Consider the following 3,985-nt stretch of genomic DNA (forward strand, 5'->3'; position numbering starts at 1 on the left):
GCCCTGGCCTCCCTGGGCTTCGCCCGCGCCGGCGACCCCGCGCCCATCGGCCACACCCGCACCAGAACGACCGGCTTCCCCGAATGGCCCATCCTCACCGACCCCGCCAACGCGCGCATCGCCGTCTCCGTGGTCCCGGGGCTGAGGAAGGCCGCCAGAACGGCCGCTGCCTCGCCGGACAGGTCGGTGCACTGGGACCTCCGCGGCCTCGCGTCCACGCTGGCGTCCTCGGCGCCCCATTTCCTCCCGGCGTTCTACGAGGAGGCCGCCCGGATCTACGTCGGCCTCAGCGACCGCGTCCAAGCGCTCGCGTACTGGAAGAGCGCCCGCGAGGCCGAGGAGGCCCACGCCCTGCCCATCGACGAGGACCACAGGCACCAGGTGTTCCTCGAGTTCTCCCTGGCGGGCATCGTCTCCGTGGCGGAGCTGAGCGCCGAGTGCTCGCGCCTGCTGGCCAGCCGCGGCGCCGAGCGCGCCCTGGAGGACTTCTTCGAGCTCACCGTTGAGCGCGTGCGCGGCGGCCTGCCGCCCTACGCGGACCTGGGGGGCGACCTGCGCCAGCTGTCGGAGGCCGCAGGGGCCGACCCCATCGACACGGAGCTGCGCCTGCTGCGCCAGATCCTGTCCTCCCCCATCATGTCGAAAGCGCCCCTGGCGTTCTGGCGGGCATTCTCAGGGGCGCTCAAAGCCCTCGTCGAACAGGATCCCGGGGCCAGGCGGACGCTGGCGCGGACGTTCCCCAAGAGCATCCAGCCCGACAGGTGGGTCGCGGTCCTGGACTCGCTGGGCGTCACGGACTACCTGCTGGGCGGGGACGCCGACTGCCGCGCGTGGGTCGAGGACTACGCGGAGGTCATCGAGGAGCAGAGGGACAACCACTTCTTCTCCGGGAGGATGGTCTTCTCGCCCGCGCTGTGCCGCCTGGTGCGGCGCATGCCGCGCCTGGAGGGCGCCACCGTGGCGCTGCGGAACGACTCGCAGATCGAGCCCGAGTTCATCGACGCCCTGGCCGACGCCGGGGCCCGCGTTTTCTTCCGCCCGCGCTATACACAGTTCGCCGACGAACCGGACCCGGACCTCGACTTGGGGCCGTGGGCGAAGAATCCGAAGCGCATCGACCTGACCGCGCTGGCGCGCAGCGAGTACGTGCGCCTCGTCGAGAAGTCCCTCCTCCGGGAGGGGGCGGCGCGCCTCGACCTGTTCCTGTCCCACGCCGGAACCCGCGCGATGCTCAGCGCCGTCGCGGAGCCCCACCTGGGACCCCACCCCAGCCCCGCGAGGATCGAAGCGGAGGCCAGGCGCCTCAAACCCTTGTTCTCCCCCTTCAGCGCCCCCTCGTTCAGGCCGCAGTTCGAGGCGCTCATGGGGCACTTGGACGAGGCCGCGCTCCTCGCGGACCACCTGCGCGACGGCCTCGTCACCGAGTACACGTGGCCCGCCCTGGAGGAGGCGATCGCAGAACTCGGTCCCGATGTCCGCTTCCACGAGTCCTTCCCCGCCGTCGGAGTGTCCTCCAACGGGCGCGTCGTCTGGGTCGACGGGGGGCGCCGCGTGGCGGAGGCGCACCCGGTGCCCCCGCAGGGAACCCGGGTGTTCCACGAGGACTACGTGCTCGTCGGATCACAGACCATGTGCGCCACATCCGACATCGCCGACAACGTCACCATCGCGTGGGTCGACGGCCCCTCCGCCGCCTCGTCCACGAAGCACTACCGGATCCACAGCCGGCAGATGGAGACCACGACGCTGCCCGTGCCCGGCGGCCGCCTCGTCGGCGACCGGTTGATCCGGCCGTACGACACGACGAACCCCTTCCCCAAGCGCGGCCCCGTCCTGCGCGACGGCGACCGGTACTGGTGCGTGCGCGGCGGGCGCCTGCGCGGGATCGACCCCGGATCGGGCGCGCTCGCCGACGCCCCGCTGCCGGACGCCCTCATGGCCCTGATCGCACCCTACCTGGCGGAGGGATGGGAGCTGCGCCCCGACGGCGTCATGTGGTGCCCCACCACTGACACGACACGGGATTCCCACTGCTCCACCAGCGCCGGCCGCCATGTGGGCGTCCTGCTGGAGCGCCATGGCGCCTTCCTCCACGTGGGCGCCTCGGGCGAGGCGGTTGAGACGAGGAAGCCGCAAGGGGTATGGGCGCGCATGGAAAGGCCCGGCGGGGGGCACTGGCTGCTCACCGGAACGGACTGCACCCGGCTCCTGCGGGAGGCCGACAGGATGCCGCTGATGGACACGGCGGACGAGGTCGGGGGCACCCACCCCTTCCACTCGGTCCCCCGCGCCGCCTGGCACCATTTCCGCGTTCGCGACGAGGAGGCGAGTCGGCGCCTGCGCGGCGCCACCACGGAACGGGTCCGCGCGCTCGTCGAAGCGGTCCCCCTGGTGGAGCCGTCCGAGCCGTCGTGGGCGAGGACGCGCGCGGGCGCCCTGCGGGACGCTGCGAAGGTCCTCACCAAGCGGGCGCGCAGGGCAGCGAGCGAGCTGCTGGGCTCGCAGGATCCCGTCCTGGTCGACTCGGTCGTCTGGGCCGCCGAAGCGGTCAAGCGGATCGTCGCGGAGGCCCGGGCCGCACTCGAGGAGGGCCGCCGCGCGCTCTCCGATCCCCGGACCCAACGGACTTTCCCCCACTGGGAGGCCTCGTGCGACGCGCTCGCATGGATGCCGGGTTTGGCCACGGATCTCGCGCACTCCTCGATCACGACGCGTCGCTCGGTCATCGCGGGACTGGCCAAGTGCCTGGCGGGAGAGCAGGACCGCGCCGGAAGCGGCCAGGACTCCCTGCGCGTCCTCCTGGCCGATCCCACCGCCTTCCTCTTCTGCGCGGCGCGCCCGGGCGCCTCCGAGTCCTCCGTCGGAGCATCGGCGGCGGCTTTCGGCGACCTGGTCGACTGCGGGCTGTACTCCCCGACGGGCTGCCTCTTCACCGCCGCGCAGCGCCCCCGCGACGAGTCGGACCGCGTCATCGGCCCCCACGGGAAACCCGCCGTCAGACTCGACACCATGTGGGCCGATTCCGGGAGGACTCACGTCGACGTCTTCTACTCCCCCTCGGGGACGGCGCCGAAGCGGCTCAACGGCTGGCCCACCCGCGTCCTCTCCCGCGCGCCCGGAGTGGAGGGGGGCCGGATCGTCGAGGCGTTCAAAGCGCTCCTGTCCGACGGGGCGCCGCCGTGGGACCCGGAGGCCGCGTCGCGCCTGGCGGAGGGCACCGGATGGGAGCGCCCCGCGGCCGCCGTCTTCCTGGCGGGGCTGCCCCTGCCGAATCCGAGGAAAGCCCGGCGCCTGGACCCGGACCTGCGCGAGCTCCTGGGCGTCACAGTGAAGGAGGCGGAAGCGGCGATGGCGTTCCTGGCCTCCCTCGGAGAGGATCTACTACTGCGCCTGGCGGGAGCAGCCGCCCACGACCCCGTCCGCTTCGTGCGCGAGGGGGCCGACGTCGACGCGGTGGTCGAGGCGTGGCGCCGCGAGGACGACGGCTCCTACCGCCTGCCCGGCGGAGTCCTGGCCGCAGCCGACAGGACGGGGGTCCCCTACGGGGAGCGTGCCCTCATCGCCCTCGGCTCCGAACCCACGTCCTCCAGTCTCGACATCTGGTTGTGGGCGGCGGCGCTGGCCCACCGGGACGACCCCCTGGCCGGGTGGCTGGCGGAGGCCTACGAGGCGATGAAGTGCGCCTGCGCAACCACCCCCGTGGTCTGGAAGGTCAGCGACTTCCGATGTGAATTCGACAACCGGTGGTCTCAGTTCTGCGCCACTCTCACGGCGGCGGAGAGCAAGGCCGCCGCGACCCGGCACTCCTCCGCGCGGGAGCCATGGAGCATCGAGCCCGCAGAGGACGGGCAACTGGTCACCTGGGATCCGCGCCACGTCCACGACTGGCGCACCGAGAGGGAGCGGGCGCTCGACCTGCCCTGGGGCGTGCGCCACGACCTCGGCTGGCGCCTCGACATCCTGTCGGGTGTGTACGGGGCTGTGG

The 3,985-nt window shown here is 72.7% G+C and carries 1 protein-coding gene; it reads left to right on the top strand.

All coding sequences use genetic code 11. The features are described 5' to 3' along the window. Nucleotides 1-3,985: hypothetical protein (locus BH719_RS09540; protein WP_009743252.1), on the top strand; the 3,985-nt coding region annotated here is incomplete at both ends.

The sequence above is a fragment of the Pauljensenia hongkongensis genome, assembly GCF_001746855.1.
In the GTDB taxonomy this organism is placed as follows: Bacteria; Actinomycetota; Actinomycetes; order Actinomycetales; family Actinomycetaceae; genus Pauljensenia; species Pauljensenia hongkongensis.